This window comes from Micromonospora sp. NBC_00898 (assembly GCF_045207895.1).
In the GTDB taxonomy this organism is placed as follows: Bacteria; Actinomycetota; Actinomycetes; order Mycobacteriales; family Micromonosporaceae; genus Micromonospora.
Genome location: NZ_CP108775.1, coordinates 146,528 through 163,907, shown reverse-complemented (window position 1 = coordinate 163,907; position 17,380 = coordinate 146,528). Strand labels below are relative to the sequence as shown.

Genomic DNA, 17,380 nt, shown 5'->3' with positions numbered 1-17,380 from the left:
CCCCCGGCCGGGACCGGTGGGACGGCCATGACCTGGACGCCGGGCTGTCGTGCGCATCTCGGATCATGTGCCACGATCTTGGCCGTGCGTCTCTCGCTCGGCCTGCTCCTGGCATCCGTCGTGAGCGGTCTGTTCTCCGTTTCGGCGGCGCTGCTCGCCATGCCGGGCGCGGCACTGCAGTACGGCCTGGCCATGCTGATCGCGCTGCTCGGGTACGTGGCGATGGGGGGCCGGGATGTGCGCCGCGTGAGGTGGCCCCTCGTCGCCGGTATCGGGCTGCTCGCGGTGGTGGCGGCGATGAAACTGTTCTGGCACCAGGAGCAGGTCGGTGAAGCGGGCGGGCTGACCTACGGCCAGGTAGGCAGGACGGCCATGCTGGCGCGCTGGCGGGAGATGATCGACCAGGAGCGGCTTGCCACGCTGGGTCTACTGCTTGGCGTTTCCGGTCTCGCGGCCGGTGTGTTGGCGTTGCCGGCGCACGGTAGGCGGTGGCGGGGTATCGCGACGACGGTCCTCGCGCTGCTGCTACTCGCCTGGTTCGGGCTGAGCTTCGCGCGGAGGTTCGGCCGCTACCCGCTGCTCGACCTGCTCGGCGCGGTGTGGCCGGCGCTGCTCGGCGCCCTCCTGGCCATCGGGGCACTCGCGCTGTCCGGATGGCGGGCCGACCGGCATTGGCTGCTCCCGGTCGGGACGCTCCTGCTTTCGCTCTGGGTGACTCGCACCTGCTCGGATCTCGCGACGGCGTGGTCAGGCTGGTGGATGGTGGCCAACCCTGACGACCATGCCTTCCTGGAGGTGGGGGTGAGGGTTAGCACGTCGACGGAAGGCTTCCCGCAGGTGTCGCGGGCTGTAGAGGCGGCGATCACGCTCGCCGGCACGGGACTGGTGGCGGTCGGTGCACTGCGCAGCTCCCATGAGCCTGACGCTGGTTGAGCCGAGGCCGGGAACGTAGACAGGCACCGAGGGCGAGCGGATCTCGTCCTCGGACAAGGGGGCGGTCCTCGGCTGCAGGACTGTCACCGGGGTCGTGCGCCGTTTCTTGCCCGCCACGTCTGCTTCCCGATTTGCTGGGCGTCGGACGCATGACGACCAGTCCGGCGGCCCAGACGCTTCGGTGTAGAGCGTGAGGAGCTTGGCGCGGTAGCCTGACGATCATGGCGGACTGGGAGATTCGGCCGGCTTCGGTGGCGGACGTCGAGGCGGTAGCTGAGTTGCGGGCCGTGGTGCTGCGGGCGGATCTGGAGCGGCTCGGGCGGTACGACGAGCAGCGGGTCCGGCAGCGACTGCGGGACGGGTTCGCGCCGGCGCACACCTGGGTGATCGAGGTGGGCGGCGCGTTCGCCGGCCGCGTGTCGCTGCGGCCGGCCGAGGACGCCCACTAGGTGGCCGCCCACAAAGACGGTTCGACATCGCCGCCCGAGGCGGGGTCAGCTGGAACCGTTGCCGCCGAGGTACATGGGCCGTTCGAAGAAGGTCTCCAGTACGACGATGGTCTGGGTGCCGGTGACGCCGTCGACGGCGAAGACTCGTCGCAGCACGGCCTGCAGCTCCTCGGTGGTCGAGGTGCGGACCTTCACCAGCAACGACGCCGACCCGGCGATGATGTGCGCCTCCTGGATCTCGGGGATGTCCGCCAGCGCGTCGCGGGTCGGCGGGTCGCCCATCCAGGCGCTTCCCTGCAGCATGACGTAGGACAGGACGCCGCGGCTGGCCGCGGCTGGATCGACGTCGACGGTGGTACGCCGGATGACACCGCGCTCGCGCAGCTTGCGCACCCGCTCATGGGCCGACCCCGCCGACAGCCCGACCGCCTGGCCCAGGGACACGTACGACTGCGTGGCGTCGACCTGCAGCTGCGCCAGCAAAGCTCGGTCGATGCTGTCCATACGCGCTCCAAGATGTGAAACGGATAACTTTGCTGTTGACCATATCAGATTTGGCGGTAGAGGCTGCTTGTCGAACATCATCCTGAGGCGAGGAGACTTCGGTGGCTGAGACCATCCCTGCCCAGTTCCAGGTAATCGACGAGCGCTTCCGCTACTGCGACGGCGACTACGTCGTCGAACGCCTGCACACCGGCTCACGCAAATCGGAGGGCCCGGTGTACTTCCCGGCCGGGCGCTACCTCGTCTGGAGCGACATCCCCAACGACCGGCTCATGCGCTGGGACGAAACCACCGGCACCGTCGGCGTCTTCCGGCACTGCTCCGGGTACGCCAACGGCAACACCATCGATCGCCAGGGCCGGCTCATCACCTGCGAACAGGGCAACCGGCGGGTCACCCGCACCGAACACGACGGCACCATCACCGTGCTCGCCGACCGCTACCACGGCAAGCGGCTCAACAGCCCCAACGACGTCGTCGTACGCGCCGACGGCACGATCTGGTTCACCGATCCGATCTACGGCATCCACAGTGACTACGAGGGCAACAAGGGCGACAGCGAGTTCGGTGGCGCCTGCTACGTGTTCCGCCTCGACCCGGCCACCAGCGACCTGCGAGTCGTCGCCGACGACTTCTGCCGGCCAAACGGTCTTGCCTTCTCCCGCGACGAGCAGCGACTCTACATCGCCGACACCCGCCAGGAACCCAGTCACATCCGCGTCTTCGACGTCACCGCCGAAGGCGCCCTGACCGGCGGGAAGATCTTCGCCGAATGCGACTTCGGACGCTTCGACGGTTTACGTCTCGACGACGCCGGCCGGGTCTGGGCCGCAGCCTGGGACGGCGTGCACTGCTTTGACCCCGACGGCACCCTCATCGGCAAGCTGCTGCTGCCCGAGTCCGTCGCCAACCTCACCTTCGGCGGACCCAAACGCAACCACCTGTTCATCACCGCCGCCACGAGCCTGTACACGCTGCGCGTCACCGTCAACGGCGCCCGTTATCCTGAGCCGATCCAGCAGGTGCACCGGTGACCCGCCCGGACTCAGTGCGGACCGACGGCGTTGGCCCGGATCTTGACGCGGCTCGCCCGGGTCGCCGGCAGCATGGCTGACCAGGGCGTTTGCGTGGTGGGGCGGGCGGGACTCGAACCCGCGACCGAGGGATTATGAGTCCCCTGCTCTAACCCGCTGAGCTACCGCCCCGCTACCGGGCCGGATCGTAACCCGCCCGGTCGATCTCCGACCACCACCGAAACGGGCGGTGTCTCAGCGTCTCCGCCGCCGCAACAGCACGATGGGCAACGCGAGGATAACAGTGAGCAGCCAGCCCACCACGACCATGCCCCAGAGCCAGCTCTCGTCGCCGTCGGCCTCGTCGGAGATGAACATGCCGAGGGTGAGCAGCAGGGTGAGCCCGCCGACGCCGAGGGTGGCAAGGCCGCTGAGCACCATCAGCGGGACCTCCCACCAGGAGCGAGTGACCGGCGCGGGGCGCTGCTGCGGGTGCGGCCGGCCGGCGCCCGCGTACGGCTGCGGGATCTTCTCCTGCGGGCGGGCCGGCATGGGGACGCGCCGGTCGACGGCGATCTGCTGGTCGATCACCCCGATGGCACCGGGATGCAGGTCGAACAGGGTCGGCTCGATGTGCATGGAGATGGCGTCGAAGCCGATCAGCCGGCGGGCGCCGTCCGGCCAGGCGAGCAGGGCGGCGCACTCGGCGTAGCGGACGGTGAGCGGGCCGCCGGGGCCGACGTAGCTGACCCCGTCGATGCCGACCCGCAGCTCACCGTCGCCCTCCCGTTCCCGGTAGGCGGTGCCGGGCAGGGTGTGGGTGGAGCGGGTGGGCGCCTCAGCGAAGCCGGCCCAGTCGGCGGTGGTGCCGTCGGGCACCATCAGTAGTGCGCTGGCGGTGACCTCCTGGGCCACCTGGTGCAGGTCGGCGAGGGTGACGGTCTTCAGTTCGGCGCGCAACTCGTCGACGGTGCGGGTGGGTTGGCCGGTGAGCAGGTCCAGCGCCTGGCTGGGCAGCCGGGCGGCGTCCACCTCGGCGGCGGCGAGGGCGTCGTCCCGCTTGGCCACGGTGGCGTCCAGGTCGGCCTGTTCGATCCGGCCGACCCGCAGCTTGGCCAGCACGTCGATGAAGCCGCCGAGCACCGCGTCCTGCTTCTCGGGCAGTGCGTCGGCGAGGGCGCGCAGCGTGGCGTGGCCGTCGCCGCGGGGCTCGTACCCGGTGGTGATGGTGTAGGAGAGTCCGTCCTCCTGGCGCAGCGAGCGGTACATCTCGCGTTCCAGCACGCCGGCGAAGACGCCCGCGGCGGTCCGGCGCCGCACGACCGAGTCCAGCACCACGGCCCGCGAGCCGTTGACGAAGTACGCGGGGGTGCGCGGCAGCGCCGACGACACCGGCGGCACCGGCTGCCGAACGCCGGACGGCAGCGCCAGCCGCAGCCCGGCCGGCACCCGGTCCCCGGCGATCCAGAGCACCGCGTTCTCCCGGGTGAACCAGCGGGCCGCCCAGGCCCGCAGGTCGGGTTCGGTGATCGCGTGCAGCCCGAACTCGGGGTAGCTGGTCAGGCCGTGGTCGCGGGCGCCGTGCCGCCACAGCGGCACCGCGTCGACGGCCGTGTTGCCCCGGCTGCTCCACTCGGTGCGCAGGATCTCCTTCTCCACCTCCAGCCGGGCCATCGGCAGGTCGTGGATGGTGCGGCAGACGGCGGTGAGGAAACCGGCGATGTCGGACTCGGAGCCCTGCATGTAGAAGGAGGTGAAGATCGGCGCGGTGGCACCGTTGAAGTGGTAGTCGGTCAGGCCGAGCGGGGCGAGCGCCAGGTGTTCCAGCAGGTGGGTGATGCCGCTGCGGCCCAGCGTCTCGTCGGCGGTGCCGACCCGGAAGGTCAGCCCGGCCCGCATCGGCCCGGCGGTGGCGGCCATCAGGGTGGGCACCCCGTCCACGTCCAGTTGCCGGATCATCGCAGGACCCCCTTCGCGTACGCCTCGGCACGAATGTTGTCGAGCACCTGGGTGCCGCCCAAGTAGGACCAGGGGTGCTGGCTGCCCAGGTGGCCGAGGGCGGTGAGTTGGGCCGCGGCGGCGGGCCACTGTCCGGTCAGGCCGAACCAGAAGAGGAAGACGGAGCGAGTCGAGACCCAGCCGGGATCGTGCCGGAAGTTCGGGTGCAGCACCGAGCGCTGCCCCGCCGCCCAGATGTCCTGCACCAGCTGCGGATCCTGCAGGTACGCCCCCCGCTCGCCGTCGGTGTCGAAACACACGAACCGCTCCAGGTGTGCCTCGGCGAGCAGGACGGCGTTCTGTGCGCCCTCCGGGGCGGCGTGCATGCACTCCCGTGCGAAGTCGAAGACCTTCTCCCAGCTTCCGCCCCACTTCGGGCAGAGCTGCTGGAGGAGCCGGGACTGGGCCGACCGGTGGTGCGGCGCGTACCGGGCGAGCCGGTCGTAGCGGCGGCGTGCCTCCGCCTGTCCGAGGCTCAGCCCCATCGCGGTGGTGAGCCGCTCCTCCCAGGCGAGGACGTTGCCGGGTTCCCGGGCACACACGTCGATGAGGATCTGTTCGGCCTGCCGCAGGTGCTCGTGGAGCTGGGCGAACTGTTCCCGGCTGACGTCCTTCGCCAGTTTGTCCGTGCGGATCTTCCACCCGGCGTCGATCAGGTGCGCGGCGAGCATGGTGGCGGCGACGGTGTCGCCCGGCTGCCGGGCGAGCACGTGGCGGAGCCACTCGCCGATCCCGGCCTGCTCGTCGGCGAAGCCGGCCAGGAACGCCCGGCCGGCCCAGTCGCGGGGGTCGAGCAGCTGCCGCACCCGTTGCCAGTCGCGCGCGGCGAGCGCCGCGCGCATGTCGTTGACCTCGGGAAAGGCGGCGGCCGGGTCGAAGTCGATCACCGGGAGGGGTGCGGGCATGGCGGCGATCATAGGTGATCACGAGCCGGCCTCGAATCACCCGTCCAGCTCGGACACACCGTCCGGCCTGGGGCGGAGCGCGGCGAGGACGGCCCCGGCGGTGCGCCAGCCGCTGGCGAGCGCACCCTGGATGGAGGGGCTGTCCCGGTGGTCGCCGGCGACGAAGAGCCCGTCGCCGAGTGCGACGGGCTTGCGCAGCCGGCCCTGCGGCGGCGGCGCGGCGGGCAGCGCGTCCGGGATCGACACGGTGGTCAGGTGGGTCCAGTCGGCGGTCGGCCGTCCGTAGAGCCGGTCCAGCTCCCGCCGGATCACCGGCTCGGGCGGGGCCTGCGGGCCGACCACCGAGGTGGCCACCAGGTGCCGCCCGGCCGGCGCGTACGTCGGCGCCGCGTTGCTGAGCACCACCGTGTTGGCGACCAGTTCCCGCCGGTCGCCGTCGACCAGCAGGATCGGCTCGTCCAGCGGCGCGGTGTCGGCGGCGTGGTAGTAGGTGTGGTAGCTGTGCATGCGTACCCGGCCGAGTCGGGGCAGCAGCGTGCCCGCCGCCGGCGGGTCCACCGCGACCACGACGGCGCGGCAGTCGATGTCGCCGGCCTGGGTGCGGACCCGGCCGGGCGCGACCTCGGCGACCGGGGTGTCCAGCTCGATCAGGTCGGCGGGCAGCGGGGCGGCGATGGCGCGGGGCAGCGCGCCCATGCCGTGCGCGGGCAGGCCGATCCGGCCGCGGGCGAAGGAGCGCAGCACCATGGCCAGCACGTGGCTGGAGGTCTCCAGCTCCCGGTCGATGAGGACGCCGGAGAGGAACGGCCGGAGCAGCTCCTCGATGATCGCGTCGGAGAGGCCGGCCCGGCGCAGGGCCGCCTCGCTGGTGGTCTCCGGCGCGGTGAGCAGCCGACCGGCGGGCAGGGTGGCGCAGCCGGTGGCGAGCGCGGCGAAGCGCAGCCGGTCCAGCAGGGACCCGACCCCGGCGGTGGCGGTGCGGGCCGCCCCGGTGGGCTCGCGCAGCGGGTTGACCAGCCGGTCGAGGCGGTCGCCGCGGCGGACCAGCACCCCGGAGGTGAACCAGCCGAGGTCCAGCGTGCCCAGGTCGAGCAGGGCGCCCAGCCGGCGGTAGGCGGTGTTGAGCACCTGGAAGCCGCGGTCGAGCAGGTAGCCGTCGACCCGGTCGGTGGCGACCCGGCCGCCGAGCCGGTCGCCGGCCTCCAGCAGCCGCCAGGGCACGCCGGCACGGTGCAGCCGGCGGGCGGCGGCGAGCCCGGCCAGGCCGCCGCCGACCACGACCACGTCGGTCTCAGCGAGCACGGCCCACCTCCGCGCCGGCCCGGTCCCCCGCGCGGCTCGTCCGCGACAGCCGGCTCGGCCACCAGATCTTCGGCCCGATGTCGTACGCCAGGGCGGGCACCAGCAGCGACCGTACGACGATGGTGTCGAGCAGCACCCCGACGGCGACCGCCACACCCAGCTCGACCAGCACCACCAGCGGCAGCACGGCGAGCGCGGAGAAGGTCGCGGCGAGCACGATGCCGGCGGAGGTGATCACGCCGCCGGTGACGGCGAGGCCGCCGAGCACCCCGGCGCGGGTGCCGCGCTTGAGCGTCTCCTCGCGGACCCGGCTCATCAGGAAGATGTTGTAGTCGATGCCGAGGGCGACCAGGAAGACGAACGCGAAGAGCGGGAAGGACTGGTCGACGCCGGGGAAGCCCAGCAGGTACTTGAAGATCAGCGCGCAGAGCCCCAGCGTGGCCAGGAACGACAGCACCACGGTGGCGATGAGCAGCAGCGGGGCGAGCAGGGCGCGCAGCAGCAGGGCCAGGACGACCGCGATCACCACGAGCACCACCGGGATGATGACATTGCGGTCCCGGGTGGAGGCGTCGGCGGTGTCCACGTTGATGGCGGTGAAGCCGCCGACCACGGAGTCGGAGCCGGGCACCTTGTGCACCGCCTCGCGCAGGCCGCGGATGGTCCGTTCGGCGCCGTTGCTGTCCGGCGGGTCGGCCAGCGTCGCCTGCAGCTCCACCCGGCCGTCGACCACCTTGGGCTGCGCGTTGGGGTCGGGCGGGCCGGCCTGCCCCTGCTGGGTGACCGGGCGGACCGAGGCCACCCCGGGCACGCCCTGGGCCACCTGGGCCACCTGCTGCGCGGTCGCCTGGGTGGTGAAGATGGTGGCCGGGCTGCCGGTGCCCGCCGGGAAGTGTCGGGCGATCACCTCCTGGCCGGCGACCGAGTCGGTGCGGCTGGTGAACAGGTCGGACTGGCCGAGGGTGGTGGCGCCGAGCTGGCTGAGGCCCAGGGTGAGCGCGGCCAGCGCGACGGCGGTGACCAGCCACACGGTCCGGGCCCGGCGGGCGACGAAGCCGGCGATCCGGCTCCAGATGCCGTGCTCGGTCTGCGGGTCCGCCTGGTCCTTTCGGGGGGTACGCGGCCAGAACGCCCACCGTCCGCCGAGCACCAGCAGGGCGGGCAGGAAGGTGAGCATCACCAGCAGCGTGGCGGCGATGCCGAGGGCGGCGACCGGCCCGAGCGCCCGGTTGGAGTTGAGGCTGGACAGCAGCAGGCAGAGCAGGCTGACGATGACCGTGACGCCGGAGGCGACGATGGCCGGTGCGGCGCCCCGCCAAGCGGTCTTCATCGCGTCCCACGGCCGGTGGTGCCGGTGCAGCTCCTCCCGGTAGCGGGCGATGAGCAGCAGGGCGTAGTCGGTGCCGGCGCCGAAGACCAGCACGGTGAGGATGCCCTGCGCCTGCCCGTTGAGCTTGATCACGTCGTGCTTGGCGAGGAAGTAGACGAAGACCGACGCCAGCGAGTACGACATCCCGGCGGCGAGCAGCGGGAAGATCCAGAGCACCGGGCTGCGGTAGACGATCAGCAGGATGATCAGGACGACGACCAGGGTGACCAGCAGCAGTGGCCCGTCGATGGCGGTGAAGACCTCGATCAGGTCGCCGAGCAGGCCGGCGGGGCCGGCCACGTTGACGGTCAGCCCGTCGCGGTCCGGGCCGGCGATGTCGCGCAGTTCGTCGACGACCTTGCGGATCTGCTCGCCCTCGGCGGCGTCGATCGGGACGATCACCTGCACGGCCTGGCGGTCCTGGCTGACGATCGGCGGGGGCAACGGGCCCAGCACGCCGGGCAGCTGGGCGAACCGGGCCGCGTCGGCCCGCACGCGCTGCTCGTCGGCCGGGGTGATGCCGGAGGTCCGTTCGTAGACGACGAGCGCCGGTGTCGTCTCCTTCGCCACGAAGCCGGCGGAGAGGTTCTGGGCCCGGGTGGCCTCCGCGTCGGTGGGCAGGAACGCCGCGTTGTCGTTGGTCGCGACCTCGCCGAGCTTCCCCGAGTACGGCCCGGCGATCCCGCCGATGACCAGCCAGCCGAGCACGACCGCCACGGCGATCAGCGTGGCCGTCCAACGACCCCGTCCTTCGGCCATCTTCGCCCCTTGGAATCGACGCACCAATCGACGCAACGGGAGTTTGGTCGACATCGACCATCCTGCCGGCCGAGAGGTGACTCCGGGCCCAAACCGCCCGTCGAGGGCGCGTACGGGAGAAGGCGGCGCAACGGAAAACGCCCGCCGGCGGGGCCGACGGGCGCGTGCTGGAGCTGAGCTCCCCCGTTTGGACTCGAACCAAAAACCTGCCGGTTAACAGCCGGCTGCTCTGCCAATTGAGCTACGGGGGACCGTGCATCGCCCGGCTCACGGATCTCTCCGCGCCGTGCGACGGGGACAAGAGTACAGGACACCGGGGGGTGGTGCGCCAGGGGGTTACCGCACCGCCTCCCGCTCACCCCTCGGGATGCGGACCCGCCCCAGAATCGGACAAATCGTCATCTGGGCGCATGGAGGCATGAGCACGGAGCAGGATGGGTAGTTAGCCGCCGACAGAGGACGTAGGCGCGAGTGGGTCGTTCCCGGTCGGGGACGACAGCGCGTCAGGTACGAGAGGAGCCGCCATGCGCGGAAAGATCATGTTTCTTGGCGGGCTGGCTGCGGGATTCGTCCTGGGCGCCCGTGCCGGTCGGGAGAAGTACGAGGAGCTGGTGGTCCGGGGCCGCAAGGTGCTCGACCACCCGACCGTCCAGGAGGCGGCGGGTGTCGCGCAGGCTCAGGCGACCCGGCTCTACAGCGAGGGCAAGGACAAGCTCGGCCAGACCAAGCTCGGCGAGAAGCTCGGCGGCAACGGCAACACGTCCGAGCTGACCGCGGCCGACAAGCCGTTCGCCGGCACGCCGGCCACGGTGGGCGCCAAGGCCGGTTCGTCCGGCGCGGGTTCGTCCGCCTCGACCTCCGGGTCGTCGGCCACCACGAACCCTCGCCCCAAGCCGTCGGGGACGGGCACCAACGCCAGCACCCTCTGACCCGCACCGACCACAGCGGGCCGGCCACCTTCGGGTGACCGGCCCGCTGTCGTCCGTCCAGAACGGAACCGTCCGACTTTTGCTGATGGCGAACAAAAGTCCGAGCGGTTTATCTGAAACTTTCGCCTTGAACCTCTTCTCTTTCTTCCCGTGCGCAAATATCGTCCTGCGTAGAACCTGGCCAGGCTCTCGTCACCTCCCCAGCGACCTCCTCAGCCTCGTCCCGGCTGAGGCGGACCCGCCCGACCAGAGCGAGGTTCGATGCGCAGACCATTCGGCCGCAGGGCCGCCATCCACCTGAGCCTGCTCGCCCTCGTCGGCGCGACACTCGTCGCGACGGCGGAGCGGCAGCCGACCCCGGCGCAGGCCGCGCCGGCACTCGCCGCACCGGCGCCCGTCGGCAACGGCATCGAGTACAAGGTGCTCGTCTTTACCCGGTCGGCCACCGGCGGCGACCCCGCCGCCACCGCCGCCGGCGTCCAGGCCATCCAGCAGCTCGGGCGCGAGCGGCGCTTCACCGTCGAGGTCACCGACGACGCGCGCAAGTTCGACGACCCGCACCTGAAGCAGTTCCGCGCGGTGGTCTTCCTGAACACCGCCGGCGACGTGCTGACCGACACCCAGCAGGCCGCCTTCGAGCAGTATTACCGCGACGGCGGTGGCTTCGTCGGCGTCCACTCCGCGATCGAGGCGGAACCGAGCTGGTCCTTCCTCACCAACGTGCTGGGCACCCGGGCCACCGGCGCCGCCTCCGCGGTCAGCAAGGCCACCGTCACCGTCGCCGACCGGGTCCACCCCGCCTCCGAGACGCTGCCGCAGCGGTGGACCACCACCGACAGCTGGTACAACTTCGCGGCCAACGTCCGCGGCGTCTCGCACGTGCTGGCCACGGTGGACGAGAAGACCTACGCCGGCGGCACGATGGGCTACGACCACCCGGTGACCTGGTGCAAGGACTACCAGGGCGGCCGGTCGTTCTACACCGGACTCGGCGCCACCGCGGCGAGCTACGGCAGCACCGACCTGCGCGCCCACCTCGGCGGCGCGATCCAGTGGGCGGCCGGAGTCACCGACGGCGACTGCGGCGCGACCGTCCTGGCCAACTACCAGATGACGGTGATCGGGGCGCAGCCCAACGTCAGCGAGCCGATCGGCTTCGACGTGCTCCCCGACGGCCGGGTGATCCAGACCGACCGGCGCGGCGGCGTACGGCTGCACAACCCGGCGACGAACCAGACCACCGTGCTGGCCCAGATCCCGGTCTACACCAACAGCGAGGACGGGATGTACGGCCCGGCGATCGACCGGGACTTCGCCACCAACAAATGGGTCTACCTGTACTACGCGCCCCCGCTGGACACGCCCACCGGCAGCGCGCCGACCACCAGCACCGACCCGGCCGCCTGGGACGTGTGGAAGGGCTACTTCCAGCTCTCCCGGTTCAAGTTCGTCGACGGGGACACCCCGTCGCTGGACCTGAGCACCGAGCAGAAGATCCTCCAGGTGCCGGTGGACCGGGGGGCCTGCTGCCACGTGGCCGGTGACATCGCGTTCGACTCGAAGAACAACCTCTGGCTGGTCACCGGGGACGACACCCCGGCCGGCGGCGGCGGCTCCGGCGGCTTCTCGCCGCACAACGACTCGGTCAGCGCCACCGGGGTCTACCAGGCGCCCTTCGTCGACGCCCGGCGCAGCGCGGCCAACACCAACGACCTGCGCGGCAAGGTCCTGCGCATCACGGTGGGGGCGGACGGGACGTACACCGTCCCGGCGGGCAACATGTTCCCGGCCGGCACCGCGAAGACCCGGCCGGAGATCTACGCGATGGGCTTCCGGAACCCGTTCCGGATCACCCTCGACAAGAAGGACGTCGCCTACGTCACCGACTACTCCCCCGACTCCTCGACCGCCCAGGTGGGCCGGGGGCCGGCGGGCACCGGCCGGATGATGGTGGTCGACAAGCCGGCGAACTACGGCTGGCCGATGTGCGTGCAGCCGAACCTGCCGTACATCGAGATGAACTGGACGACCAATCCGATCTCGCCGGTCGCGCCCTTCGACTGCGCGGCGCCGAAGAACACCTCCCGGCACAACACCGGTCTGACCGACCTGCCGGCGGTGGAGAAGTCCGAGCTGTGGTACTCGTTCCAGGCGCCGACCCCGTGCCCGGAGTCGTACCTGTCGACGCCCACGCAGACCTGTCCGGTGCTCTTCCCCGAGCTCGGCACGGGCGGCGTCGGCCCGCACGGCGCGGCGAAGTACGACTACGACCCGAACCTGAAGTCGGAGACGAAGTTCCCCGAGTACTACGACGGCACGATCTTCTTCGGCGAGTTCACCCGGGACACCCTCAAGGAGGTCCGGCTGGACGACAAGGGTGACATCCTGAAGATCAACAATGTGCTGAACTGCGGCCAGGCGCCGACCACGCCGGCCAAGCCGTTCCTCTGCGACAACCCGATGGACATGCGCTGGGGCGCGGACGGCAACTTCTACCTGCTCACGTACGGGGACGGGTTCTTCAACATCAACCCGGACGCGGCGATGCTGAAGTTCAGCTACGTCAAGGGCCTGCGGGCGCCCACCGCCGTGCTGGCCGCGACCCCGACCAACGGCACCGCGCCGCTGACCGTCGCCTTCTCCAGCGAGGGCTCGAAGGACCCGGACCCGGCCGACTCCATCTCGTTCGCCTGGGACTTCGACGGCAACGGCACCACCGACTCCATCGAGCCGAACCCGACGCACACCTACACCACCAACGGCGTCTACACCGCCCGGCTGACGGTGACCGACTCCAGCGGCAAGACCGCGTCGGCGAACACCACCATCACCGTCGGCAACACCGCGCCGACCGTCACCGTCACCACCCCGCTCGAGGGCGGCTTCTTCAGCTGGGGCGACGACATCCCGTGGTCGGTGACCGTCACCGACCCCGAGGACGGGCCGGTCGACTGCGCCAAGGTCGAGGTGACCTTCGTCCTCGACCACGACCAGCACGGTCACGGTGAGGCCAACCAGTTCGGCTGCTCCGGCGTACTGCCCACCGACCCGGACGACGCCTCGCACGGCGGCTACATCTACGGCGTGGTCAGCGCGTCGTACACCGACGGCGGGGCGAACGGGCAGCCGGCGCTGACCACGGTGGACCAGCAGATCGTCCAGGCCAAGCGCCAGGAGGTCGAGTTCGCCACCGACGAGTCGGGCACCACGGTGGGCGCCAGCGCCGACACCGGCGGCGGGCAGCAGCGTGGCAGCCTCGACCCGGGCGACTGGATCGCGATCAACAACACCGTGAACCTGACGAACATGCAGTCGGTGACGCTGCGTACCTCCGGTGGCAGCGCCGCCACCGCCGGGCAGCCCCGGTTCGGCGTCCAGCTCCGGCTCGACTCCCCCACCGGCCCGCTGCTGACCACCGCCACGGTCAACGCGACCAGCGGCAACAACGCCTTCACCAGCACCACCGTGCCGCTCACCGATCCGGGTGGCTCGCACCGGCTCTACCTGGTCTTCACCACCGTCCCCGGCGGCCCGGCCAGCGGTTTCGGCAACCTCAACTGGGCCGAGTTCACCGGCCAGGGCATCGGCGTCACCCCGTGACGACCGCTCCGGGTGGGGCCGCCACCGGCGGCCCCACCCGGACCACCGGAGCACCAGTCCCCCATCACCAGTTAGCCACGGAAGGCAGCCAGCACATGAATGACACACAGCACGGAATGAGCCGTCGCCGGATGCTCGGCACCATCGCCGGCGCCGCCGGTGCGGTCGCCGTCGGCGCCGCCGGCTGGTCCCCGTCGGCCGCCGCCGAGGGCAACGGCCTGCTCGTCCCGACCGGCAAGCGCGGCATCATCCTCTACAGCGTCCGCGACCGGATCAGCGCCGCACCGGACACCTCCGGCGTCCCGTACGGCTTCGAGCGGGTGCTCGGCCGGCTCGCCGAGATCGGCTACAAGGAGGTCGAGTTCGCCGGCTACACCCAGAACACCGGCATCCTCGGCCGGCAGATCACCCCCACGGAGATCCGCAAGATCCTGGACGACAACGGGCTGCGGGCGAACGGCTCGCACGCCTCGGTGCCGAGCACGGTCACCCCGGACACCATCGCCGCGTTCGAGCAGACCCTGGACACCGCCGAGATTCTCGGCATGACGCACATCGGCACCGGCAACGACCCGACCGGCAGCAACTACCAGGCCGACTGGGACGCCGCCGCCGACCGGTGGAACACCTTCGGCGAGATGGCCGCCGCCCGAGGGCTGAAGCTCTACACGCACAACCACGACGCGGCGTACAACTTCCTGCAGGACAGCGGCCCGCTGGACGGACTGGGCCGGCCGACCCGGTCCTCCGGCATCCGGAAGCTGGAGTACTTCTTCGGGCTGACCAACCCGGAGTGGGTCTGGTTCGAGATGGACATCTACTGGGCGCACGTGGCGCAGTACCGGTACCGCAGCTACGTCGACCCGGACGGCGTGACGCAGACGAACGTCTTCGACCCGCTGGCCACGGTGGCGGCCCGGACCACCCGCTTCCCGCTGTTCCACGCCAAGGACGGCGCGTTCAACCCGGCCAACTCCGCCGGCTACGACATGGTGCCGCTCGGCCAGGGCGACATCGACTACGGCACCTTCTTCGCCAACATGGGCGCGAAGGGCTACCACAACCCGATGTGGGAGCAGGACAACGCGCCGGGCGGCAGCGCCGACCCGGGCCGGTCGCTGCGCTACGCGGAGATCAGCTACCAGCACATGTCGGGTCTGCGGGGCTGACCGACCCGACTGAAACACCGCAGGGGCCGCGCCCGGGAAACCGGGCGCGGCCCCCTCACGTCACGCGCCCGTGACGGGGGTGTGGAAGATTCGCCGATGGAGGTGATCGCGATGACGTTGATCGGACCGGAGAACCCGGACCAGGCACGGCTGCTGCGCCTGCTGCGCGACGACGGCCCCCGCTCCCGGGTCGAGCTCGCCGACGCCCTCGGGCTGAACCGGACCCGGTTCATCGCTGAGGTGGACCGGCTGACCGCCCAGGGGCTGGTGGAGACCGCCGGGCCGGCCGCGTCCCGGGGTGGTCGCCGCTCGTCCCTGCTGCGGATCGCCGGGCAGGTCCGCTTCGGCGCGGTGACCGTCCGGGCCGGGCAGCTCGACGTGGCGCTGACCGACGGCGAGCTGGCCGTGCTCTCCCGCCTCGGCGAGCCGGTCGACGTCCGGAGCGGGCCGGAGGCGGTCGTCGGCCGCGCCGTCGACCTGCTCGGCAAGCTCCGGGCCGAGGCGGGGCTGTCCCGGTTGACCGGGGTGGGCGTGGCCCTGCCCGGGCCGGTTGCGGTACGGGAGGGGGCGCCGCTCCCCGCGCCCGCCCTACCGGGCTGGCACCACTTCCCGGTCCGCGACGCGATCGCCGCCGAGCTGGGCTGCCCGGTGCAGGTGGACAACGACGCCAACGTCATGGCCCTGGGTGAGCTGCACGCCGGCACCGGCCGGGCGTTCGACGACTTCCTCTACGTCAAGCTCGGCAGCGCCATCGGGTGCGGGTTGGTGCTGGGCGGCACGCTCTACCGCGGCGCGACCAGCGGGGCCGGTGACATCGCCCACCTGCGGCTGACCGACGACGGCCCGCTCTGCGACTGCGGCAACAGCGGCTGCGTCGAGGCGTACTGCGGGGACGGTGCCCTGACCCGGGAGGCGCTGGCGGCCGCGCACGGCGGCCGGTCAACGGCGCTCGCCGACCGACTGGCGGAGGCCGGGACGTTGACCGCGGCCGACGTCGCGCGGGCGGCGGCGGCCGGCGATCCCGCCGCGCAGACCCTGGTCCGCGACGGCGCCCGCCGGCTGGGCCAGGTGCTGGTCGGCCTGGTCAGCTTCTTCAACCCGGCCATCGTGATCATCGGCGGCGCGGCACCCGGCATCGGGCCGGTGCTGCTCGCCGAGATCCGTGGGGTGGTCTACCGGCGCTCCACGCCGCTGGCGACCGGCAGCATGCCGATCGTCCTGTCCGACCTGGACGACCGGGCCGCCCTGGTCGGCGCGGCCCGCCTGATCAGCGACCAGGTCTTCGCGGCCCGCTGACCCGGGGCCGGCGGCGCCGGCCCCGGGTGGCGCGGGTCAGTCCCGGTTGCTGCTGAAGGCGGCGTCGAAGGCGGCCGCCGGGGCGTCGAAGGCGAGCCGGCGCACGAACTGGAGCGCCTCGGGTGCGCCGACCAGCCGGTCCATGCCGGCGTCCTCCCACTCGATCGAGATCGGGCCGGTGTACCCGATCGCGTTCAACGCCCGGAAGCAGTCCTCCCACGGTACGTCCCCGTGTCCGGTGGAGACGAAGTCCCAGCCGCGACGCAGGTCCGCCCAGGGCAGGTGGGAGGAGAGCCGGCCGCGCCGGCCGTCGCCGGTGCGGACCTTCGCGTCCTTGCAGTCGACGTGGTAGATCCGGTCGGCGAAGTCGAAGATGAAGTTGACCGGGTCCAGCTCCTGCCAGACGAAGTGCGACGGGTCCCAGTTCAGCCCGAACGCCGGGCGGTGACCGATCGCCTCCAGGGCTCGTTTGGTCGTCCAGTAGTCGTACGCGATCTCGCTGGGGTGCACCTCGTGAGCGAAACGGACCCCCACCTCGTCGAAGACGTCCAGGATGGGGTTCCACCGGTCGGCGAAGTCGGCGTACCCGCGTTCGATCATGGCCGGGGGCACCGGCGGGAACATCGCCAGGGTGTGCCAGATCGACGAGCCGGTGAAGCCCACCACCGTCTTCACCCCGAGCTTCGCCGCCGCCCGGGCGGTGTCCCTCATCTCGTCGGCGGCGCGCCGGCGTACCCCTTCGGGCTCGCCGTCGCCCCAGAGCCGGGCGGGCAGGATGTCCTGGTGCCGCTCGTCGATCGGGTGGTCGCACACCGCCTGCCCGACCAGGTGGTTGGAGATGGCGAAGACCTGGAGATTGTGCTTGGCGAGGGTGGCCAGCTTCCGCTCGACGTACGACTCGTCGGCGAGGGCCTTGTCGACCTCGAAGTGGTCACCCCAGCAGGCGATCTCCAGGCCGTCGTACCCCCATTCGGCGGCGAGCCGGCAGACCTCGTCGAACGGAAGGTCGGCCCACTGGCCGGTGAAGAGCGTGATCGGTCGCGCCATTGTCCTTCTCCCCTGTCGTGGTGGGGGATTCCGAAGCGGGCCGGGGCGAGGGCGACCGGGTGCGGGCGGCCACGCCGGAGCACCGGTGGGCGCGGTTGCGCGCCTGG

13 protein-coding genes and 2 tRNA genes are annotated in these 17,380 nt (G+C 71.6%); 7 read left to right on the top strand and 8 right to left on the bottom strand.

Annotated elements, in window-relative coordinates; all coding sequences use genetic code 11:
- Window positions 1–84 precede the first annotated feature (84 nt).
- Entirely contained in the window at window positions 85–933 is an 849-nt protein-coding gene (locus tag OG799_RS00780; RefSeq protein WP_406042042.1) for an aminopeptidase, read from the top strand.
- 221 nt (window positions 934–1,154) lie between these two features.
- Window positions 1,155–1,382 carry a hypothetical protein gene (locus tag OG799_RS00775; protein WP_406042040.1) on the top strand — a complete coding sequence of 76 codons (228 nt, stop codon included), beginning with the start codon at window positions 1,155–1,157 and terminating at the stop codon, window positions 1,380–1,382.
- 45 nt (window positions 1,383–1,427) lie between these two features.
- Here OG799_RS00775 and OG799_RS00770 read toward each other — a convergent pair whose 3' ends face one another.
- On the bottom strand, window positions 1,428–1,886 hold the full coding sequence (locus OG799_RS00770; RefSeq protein ID WP_406042038.1) for an Lrp/AsnC family transcriptional regulator: 459 nt from the start codon (window positions 1,884–1,886) through the stop codon (window positions 1,428–1,430).
- A gap of 101 nt (window positions 1,887–1,987) precedes the next feature.
- Here OG799_RS00770 and OG799_RS00765 point away from each other — a divergent pair, with 101 nt between their 5' ends.
- Window positions 1,988–2,920, top strand: a complete 933-nt coding sequence (locus OG799_RS00765; RefSeq protein WP_406042036.1) for an SMP-30/gluconolactonase/LRE family protein — start codon at window positions 1,988–1,990, stop codon at window positions 2,918–2,920.
- A 94-nt stretch (window positions 2,921–3,014) separates the two neighbouring features.
- Here the strand turns inward: OG799_RS00765 and OG799_RS00760 are convergent.
- The 6 genes from OG799_RS00760 to OG799_RS00735 form a co-directional block, all read right to left on the bottom strand.
- A tRNA-Ile gene (locus OG799_RS00760) sits at window positions 3,015–3,091 on the bottom strand.
- A 63-nt stretch (window positions 3,092–3,154) separates the two neighbouring features.
- Window positions 3,155–4,858: a M16 family metallopeptidase gene (locus tag OG799_RS00755; RefSeq protein WP_406042034.1), complete on the bottom strand. Its 1,704-nt coding sequence runs from the start codon at window positions 4,856–4,858 to the stop codon at window positions 3,155–3,157.
- On the bottom strand, window positions 4,855–5,802 hold the full coding sequence (locus tag OG799_RS00750) for a hypothetical protein (RefSeq protein WP_406042032.1): 948 nt from the start codon (window positions 5,800–5,802) through the stop codon (window positions 4,855–4,857). The genes OG799_RS00755 and OG799_RS00750 overlap by 4 nt, the downstream gene beginning before the upstream one ends.
- Before the next feature lie 36 nt (window positions 5,803–5,838).
- The gene (locus OG799_RS00745; RefSeq protein WP_406042030.1) at window positions 5,839–7,104 is read right to left on the bottom strand and encodes an NAD(P)/FAD-dependent oxidoreductase; all 1,266 of its coding nucleotides are present in this window, start codon (window positions 7,102–7,104) and stop codon (window positions 5,839–5,841) included.
- The gene (locus OG799_RS00740; RefSeq protein WP_406042028.1) at window positions 7,094–9,232 is read right to left on the bottom strand and encodes an MMPL family transporter; all 2,139 of its coding nucleotides are present in this window, start codon (window positions 9,230–9,232) and stop codon (window positions 7,094–7,096) included. The genes OG799_RS00745 and OG799_RS00740 overlap by 11 nt, the downstream gene beginning before the upstream one ends.
- Window positions 9,233–9,410: 178 nt before the next feature.
- Window positions 9,411–9,483 (bottom strand) — tRNA-Asn (locus OG799_RS00735).
- Window positions 9,484–9,756: 273 nt separating this feature from the next.
- On the opposite strand from OG799_RS00735, the gene OG799_RS00730 reads away from it, so the two are divergent.
- The 4 genes from OG799_RS00730 (at window position 9,757) to OG799_RS00715 (ending at window position 16,226) form a co-directional block, all read left to right on the top strand.
- Complete coding sequence (locus OG799_RS00730; protein ID WP_406042026.1) at window positions 9,757–10,161, top strand: hypothetical protein; 405 nt, start codon at window positions 9,757–9,759, stop codon at window positions 10,159–10,161.
- Between the two features lie 261 nt (window positions 10,162–10,422).
- A complete protein-coding gene (locus OG799_RS00725) occupies window positions 10,423–13,761 on the top strand; it encodes a ThuA domain-containing protein (protein ID WP_406042024.1) in 3,339 nt (1,112 codons plus the stop codon).
- Window positions 13,762–13,856: 95 nt separating this feature from the next.
- Window positions 13,857–14,930, top strand: coding sequence for a sugar phosphate isomerase/epimerase family protein (locus OG799_RS00720; RefSeq protein WP_406042022.1), 1,074 nt, complete (start codon window positions 13,857–13,859; stop codon window positions 14,928–14,930).
- Between the two features lie 111 nt (window positions 14,931–15,041).
- The gene (locus tag OG799_RS00715) at window positions 15,042–16,226 is read left to right on the top strand and encodes an ROK family protein (RefSeq protein ID WP_406042020.1); all 1,185 of its coding nucleotides are present in this window, start codon (window positions 15,042–15,044) and stop codon (window positions 16,224–16,226) included.
- A 36-nt stretch (window positions 16,227–16,262) separates the two neighbouring features.
- Here the strand turns inward: OG799_RS00715 and OG799_RS00710 are convergent, their stop codons facing one another.
- Window positions 16,263–17,273 carry a sugar phosphate isomerase/epimerase family protein gene (locus tag OG799_RS00710; RefSeq protein ID WP_406042018.1) on the bottom strand — a complete coding sequence of 337 codons (1,011 nt, stop codon included), beginning with the start codon at window positions 17,271–17,273 and terminating at the stop codon, window positions 16,263–16,265.
- Window positions 17,274–17,380 lie beyond the last annotated feature (107 nt).

Excerpts from the sequence above, each read along its gene's own strand:
- OG799_RS00775 (WP_406042040.1), top strand. The coding sequence starts at position 1,155 with ATGGCGGACTGGGAGATTCGGCCGGCTTCGGTGGCGGACGTCGAGGCG.
- OG799_RS00770 (WP_406042038.1), bottom strand. The coding sequence starts at position 1,886 with ATGGACAGCATCGACCGAGCTTTGCTGGCGCAGCTGCAGGTCGACGCC.
- OG799_RS00755 (WP_406042034.1), bottom strand. The coding sequence starts at position 4,858 with ATGATCCGGCAACTGGACGTGGACGGGGTGCCCACCCTGATGGCCGCC.
- OG799_RS00750 (WP_406042032.1), bottom strand. The coding sequence starts at position 5,802 with ATGCCCGCACCCCTCCCGGTGATCGACTTCGACCCGGCCGCCGCCTTT.
- OG799_RS00740 (WP_406042028.1), bottom strand. The coding sequence starts at position 9,232 with ATGGCCGAAGGACGGGGTCGTTGGACGGCCACGCTGATCGCCGTGGCG.
- OG799_RS00730 (WP_406042026.1), top strand. The coding sequence starts at position 9,757 with ATGCGCGGAAAGATCATGTTTCTTGGCGGGCTGGCTGCGGGATTCGTC.
- OG799_RS00725 (WP_406042024.1), top strand. The coding sequence starts at position 10,423 with ATGCGCAGACCATTCGGCCGCAGGGCCGCCATCCACCTGAGCCTGCTC.
- OG799_RS00720 (WP_406042022.1), top strand. The coding sequence starts at position 13,857 with ATGAATGACACACAGCACGGAATGAGCCGTCGCCGGATGCTCGGCACC.
- OG799_RS00715 (WP_406042020.1), top strand. The coding sequence starts at position 15,042 with ATGACGTTGATCGGACCGGAGAACCCGGACCAGGCACGGCTGCTGCGC.
- OG799_RS00710 (WP_406042018.1), bottom strand. The coding sequence starts at position 17,273 with ATGGCGCGACCGATCACGCTCTTCACCGGCCAGTGGGCCGACCTTCCG.